General features: G+C 69.6%; 4 protein-coding genes and 1 pseudogene. 3 read left to right on the plus strand and 2 right to left on the minus strand.

Annotation, left to right across the window (positions count from 1 at the left end; translation table 11 throughout):
• Nucleotides 1-104 precede the first annotated feature (104 nt).
• Nucleotides 105-1,460, minus strand: coding sequence for a sorbosone dehydrogenase family protein (locus tag VN378_RS04255; protein ID WP_325741295.1), 1,356 nt, complete (start codon nucleotides 1,458-1,460; stop codon nucleotides 105-107).
• 102 nt (nucleotides 1,461-1,562) lie between these two features.
• Entirely contained in the window at nucleotides 1,563-2,462 is a 900-nt protein-coding gene (locus VN378_RS04260; RefSeq protein ID WP_325741296.1) for a DUF1206 domain-containing protein, read from the minus strand.
• 102 nt (nucleotides 2,463-2,564) lie between these two features.
• Here VN378_RS04260 and VN378_RS04265 point away from each other — a divergent pair, with 102 nt between their 5' ends.
• From VN378_RS04265 to VN378_RS04275, 3 genes and pseudogenes are all read left to right on the plus strand, one after another.
• Entirely contained in the window at nucleotides 2,565-3,518 is a 954-nt protein-coding gene (locus VN378_RS04265) for an ABC transporter ATP-binding protein (RefSeq protein ID WP_325741298.1), read from the plus strand.
• A complete protein-coding gene (locus VN378_RS04270; protein WP_325741300.1) occupies nucleotides 3,515-4,291 on the plus strand; it encodes an ABC transporter permease in 777 nt (258 codons plus the stop codon). Before VN378_RS04265 ends, VN378_RS04270 begins: the two co-directional genes overlap by 4 nt.
• 86 nt (nucleotides 4,292-4,377) lie before the next feature.
• Nucleotides 4,378-4,966 (plus strand): annotated as a pseudogene (locus VN378_RS04275) (hypothetical protein); the annotation flags it as partial.

Raw genomic sequence — 4,966 nt, forward strand, 5'->3', positions numbered from 1 at the left:
GCTCCGGCCCAGCCCCCGGCCCCGGTGATCGTGGTCGAACCGCTCGGCTGACCGCCGCGCCTGACATCGAAGCCCCGGCGGAGCGATCCGCCGGGGCTTTTTCGTCAGGAACCGGCGCTTGCGGCGACAGGGGCCGCGGACGCGGGCGACACCCGCCAGATGACATTGCCCACGTCGTCGGCGACCAGCAGGGCCCCCAGACGATCGAACTGCACGCCGACCGGCCGGCCCATGGCCTCGTCCTGGTCATTGATGAAGCCGGTCAGAATGTCCTGCGGCGGGCCCGCGGGCGCGCCGCTGGCGAACGGCACGAAGATCACGCGGTAGCCGTTGCGCGGCTTGCGGTTCCACGATCCATGCTGCCCCACGAAGGCCCCGCCGCGATACTGCGCCGGAAACAGCGGTCCCTCGCCGAACGTCAGGCCCAGGGAGGCTGTGTGCGATCCCAGCGCGTAGTCCGGCTTCAGGGCGCGGGCGACCATCTCCGGGTTCGGCGGCTCCACGCGCGTGTCGACGATCTGGCCATAGTAGCTCCACGGCCAGCCGTAGAAGGCGCCCGGGGTGACCGACGTCATGTAGTCGGGGACCAGATCGTTGCCGAGCTCGTCCCTTTCATTGACCGAGACCCACAGCTTGCCGCTGTCCGGCTGCCAGGCCAGCCCGACCGGGTTGCGCAGGCCCGAGGCGTAGATGCGGTGGGCGCCCGTCGCGGGATCGATCTCCCAGATCGCCGCCCGCCCCGCCTCCTCCTCCAGCCCGTTCTCGCCGATATTGGAGTTGGAGCCGACGCCGACGTACAGGCGCGATCCATCCGCGCTGGCGACCAGGCTCTTGGTCCAGTGGTGGTTCCGCTGCGCCGGCAGGTCGACGATCTTGCGCGGCGTCGCGGTGATCCGCGTCTGGCCGGCCTGATAGGGGACGGCCACCACGGCGTCGGCGTTGGCGACATAGAGGGTGTCGCCGACCAGGGCCATGCCGAAGGGGGAGGTCAGGTTCTCGAGGAAGGCGGTCTTCGTTTCCGCCGTCCCGTCCCCGTCCGCGTCGCGCAACAGGGTGATGCGGTTGGCGCTGGGAACCCGGGCGCCCGCCTTCTTCATGAACAGGCCCTGGAACCAGCCGCGAATGCCGCCCTCGGCCTTGCTGTCGAGGTTCTCGGGCTTGGGCGGGGCGTTGGTCTCGGCGACCAGGATGTCGCCGTTGGGAAGCCGGTACAGCCAGCGCGGATGATCCAGACCGCTGGCGAAGGGCTGGACGCGGAAGCCGGGCGCGGCCACCGGCGTCCGACCCGCCGGCCAGCCGACGGCGTCGGCGACGTTCACCGTCGGAAACAACGATCGTGTGGGCGCCGGCAGGGTCGGGTTGGGGCCGAACCCGGCGGAGGGGTCCAGCGCCTCGTTGCCGCCACAGGCGGCGAGGGTCAGGACGGCGGCGGATGTGGCGAGGAGGGTCAGACGGGACATGGGCGGCCTTCCGAATGGGTCAGAAGCGGGCGTGCGCGTGGCGAAACGGTCTCCGACAGCCAATGAATACCGCAGATACGGCGCAGGTTCCCGGGCCTCGCGTCAGAGGGCGAGGTTCCGGGGCGGCCGGATGCGGCGGAACCGCGCCTCGATGAAGGAAAAGGCGCCGAAGGCGATGAAGCCCAGCGCCGCCAGGGCGAGGATCCACGGCCCCGCGGGCTGGCGCTCGACCGCATCGAGCGCCGAGCCGAAGGTGGCGACGTCCGAGGCCCTCGACCGCAGCCCGGCCAGGATCACCAGAACCGCCAGCGGCATATAGGCCAGACCCCGGGCGATGACGCCTGCGCGGGCGAGCGGCGCGACCCGCCGGCAGGTCCTGGGCGAGCAGGCCAGATACTCGGTGAAGTCCTCGCGCCACGCACGGCTGACGTTGGCGACCCCGACGCCCAGCAGGACCAGGCCGGCGGCGGCCAGCAGCCAATTGCCCCACGGGAGCGCCAGAACCACAGCCGCCTGTTCGTGACTTCTGGCTTCGTCGGCGGCGGCCGGATTCTCCGGCGCGTGGAACAGCAGGCCGAAGGCGCTGAAGGCGAGAAAGCCGTAGCTCATGCCGCTGAAAGCCTGACTCATCCGGGTCATCAGCCCGTGCCGGTCAATCCCTTCGTGATCGGCGTCGAACACCACCTGCAACATCCGCCACATGACGAAGGCCGACAGCCCCAGCCCGACCAGCAGCAACCAGAGCCGTCCGAACGGCCGCAGGGCCATCCAGGCGATGGCCCCCTTGGTCCCGACCGCGTCCCCGATCAGATCCGTGGCCGCCAGCAGGATCAACACGCCCGCGGACAGATAGACGAAGCCGCGTGCGCCGTAGCCGATCCGCGAGGCCGGCTCGAGCAGGTCGTGAAGCGGCGGGACCCGGCGCAGGATCGGAGACTTGCGACGTCCGAAATCGCCCGCGCGGGCCAGACGGGATCGAAGGGAAGCGAGGGGGCTGGGCACGGCGACCGTAACTCGCGGGGTCGAATATGGCTCCGCTGACGCGGGCCGGCCTTGAGGTGCGGCCTTGGGACGCATATTTGCGGACCGCTTCGGAGGGCGTGCATGCAACCGGTGATCTCGATCCAGGGTCTGACCAAGACCTACAAGTCCGGGCTACAGGCCCTCAAACCCATCGACCTGACGATCAGCAAGGGCGAGATCTTCGCCCTGCTGGGTCCCAACGGGGCCGGCAAGACGACGCTGATCTCGGTCGTCTGCGGCATCGTCACCCCGACGACGGGGACGATCATCGCCGACGGACACGACATCCAGTCCGACTACCGCGCCGCCCGCTCGAAGATCGGCCTGGTGCCCCAGGAACTGACCACCGACGCCTTCGAGACGGTGCTGGCGACCGTGAGCTTCAGCCGCGGCCTGTTCGGCAAGGCGCCGAATCCGGCCTTCATCGAACAGGTGCTGCGCGACCTCAGCCTGTGGGACAAGAAGGACGCGAAGATCATGACCCTGTCCGGCGGCATGAAGCGCCGGGTCATGATCGCCAAGGCCCTGAGCCACGAGCCCGACATCCTGTTCCTCGACGAACCGACCGCGGGGGTGGACGTCGAGCTGCGCCGCGACATGTGGAACCTGGTCCGGGGCCTGCGCGACAAGGGCGTCACCATCATCCTGACCACCCACTATATCGAGGAGGCCGAGGAGATGGCCGACCGGGTCGGGGTGATCCTCAAGGGCGAACTGATCCTGGTCGAGGAGACCTCGGCCCTGATGAAGAAGCTGGGCAAGAAGACCCTGACGCTGAACCTGCAGGAGCCGCTGGCCGCCGTGCCGCCGGAACTGGCCGAATGGTCGCCGACGCTGAAGGCCGACGGCAACGAGCTGGAATACGTCTTCGACTCCAATCTGGAGAAGACCGGCGTGCCCTCGCTGCTGCGCAGGCTGTCGGACCTCGGCATCGCCTTCAAGGACCTGAACACCAGCCAGAGCTCGCTGGAGGACATCTTCGTCAGCCTGGTCCACAACGATCGGGCCGGGGACAAGGCGGGGGCCGCGGCATGAACAGTCTGACCTTCAACGGCCACGGGGTCTGGGCCATCTACAAATTCGAGATGGCGCGGGCCCTGCGCACCGTCTGGCAGTCGGTCGTCACCCCGGTGATCACCACGGCCCTGTATTTCGTGGTCTTCGGCTCGGCCATCGGCAGCCGCATGACCGAGATCGACGGCGTGCCCTACGGCGCCTTCATCGTGCCCGGCCTGATCATGCTGAGTCTGTTCACCCAGTCGATCTTCAACGCCTCGTTCGGCATCTACTTCCCCAAATTCACCGGCACCATCTATGAGCTGCTGTCGGCGCCCGTGTCGCCGCTCGAGATCGTCATCGCCTACGTCGGGGCGGCGGCGACCAAGTCGGCGGTGCTGGGGTTGATCATCCTGGCCACGGCGGCCTTCTTCGTGCCGCTGCAGATCCTGCATCCGCTCGAGATGCTGGCCTTCCTGATCCTGATCTCGACCACCTTCAGCCTGTTCGGCTTCATCATCGGCATCTGGGCCAACGGCTTCGAACAGCTGCAGATGATCCCCATGCTGGTGGTCACGCCCCTGACCTTCCTGGGCGGGTCCTTCTATTCGATCGACATGCTGCCGCCGATGTGGCGCACGATCACCCTGTTCAATCCGGTGGTCTATCTGATCTCGGGCTTCCGCTGGACCTTCTACGGCTCGGGCGACGTCGGCATCGGGGTCAGCCTTGCGGCGACCCTGGGCTTCCTGCTCGTCTGCCTCGCCATCGTGGGCTGGATGTTCAGGACCGGCTATCGTCTGAAGAACTAGACCCGGTCACGAAACGGGCCATTTCGGCGGACACCTTGGCCGCCCTCCGCGTTGATAGGCGCGCCCGACGGGGCGCGGGAATCTGAATGTCCACCGAGTCCGACAAGCCCCTGAACGGGACGCCCGAGCCCTTCCGCCGTCCGGTCGTGTGGGGCCGCCCGCCTGCGACCGTGTTCCGCGCCGGCCCGCTGCCGAAGGGCGACCGCCTGCCGCCGCTGCCGGAACCGCCGCGCGCGCCGCAGCCCCGTCCCGCCGCCGGCATCTTCAGCGGTTCGATGATCCCGCGCGCGGCGCCCCGGCCCGCGCCGGAACCCGTCGCGCCCGCGCCCGCCCGGCCGGCTCCGGCCGCGCCCATGGCCGCGGCGGTCGAGGAAGCGCCCGTCGTGGTCGCGCCCGCCCCCGATCTGACCGTCCGTCCGCTGCCGCCGGTCGAGCCCGCGCCGGCCCGCCCGGTTTCTGAGCCGGCAATGGCCGCCGCGCCCGTGGCCGCGCGTCCCGTCGCCCCGGCTTCCGTCGCTGTCGAACCGACCTCCGCCGGCTCGACCCTGCAGGCGGCCGGCGCCCGCGGCAAGTCCTCGGGCCGGACGCTTCTGTACGCCGCCGCCGCCGCCGCCGTCGCGGTCATCGCCCTGGCCGGCTGGCTGTACACGCGCGCCCCGGCGACCGCCCCGGCCC

This window comes from Brevundimonas sp., from assembly GCF_035561115.1.
In the GTDB taxonomy this organism is placed as follows: Bacteria; Pseudomonadota; Alphaproteobacteria; order Caulobacterales; family Caulobacteraceae; genus Brevundimonas.

What these genes read in the sequence shown, in the direction of transcription:
- VN378_RS04270 (WP_325741300.1), top strand. Translation starts at nt 3,515, where the DNA reads ATGAACAGTCTGACCTTCAACGGCCACGGGGTCTGGGCCATCTACAAA.
- VN378_RS04255 (WP_325741295.1), bottom strand. Translation starts at nt 1,460, where the DNA reads ATGTCCCGTCTGACCCTCCTCGCCACATCCGCCGCCGTCCTGACCCTC.
- VN378_RS04265 (WP_325741298.1), top strand. Translation starts at nt 2,565, where the DNA reads ATGCAACCGGTGATCTCGATCCAGGGTCTGACCAAGACCTACAAGTCC.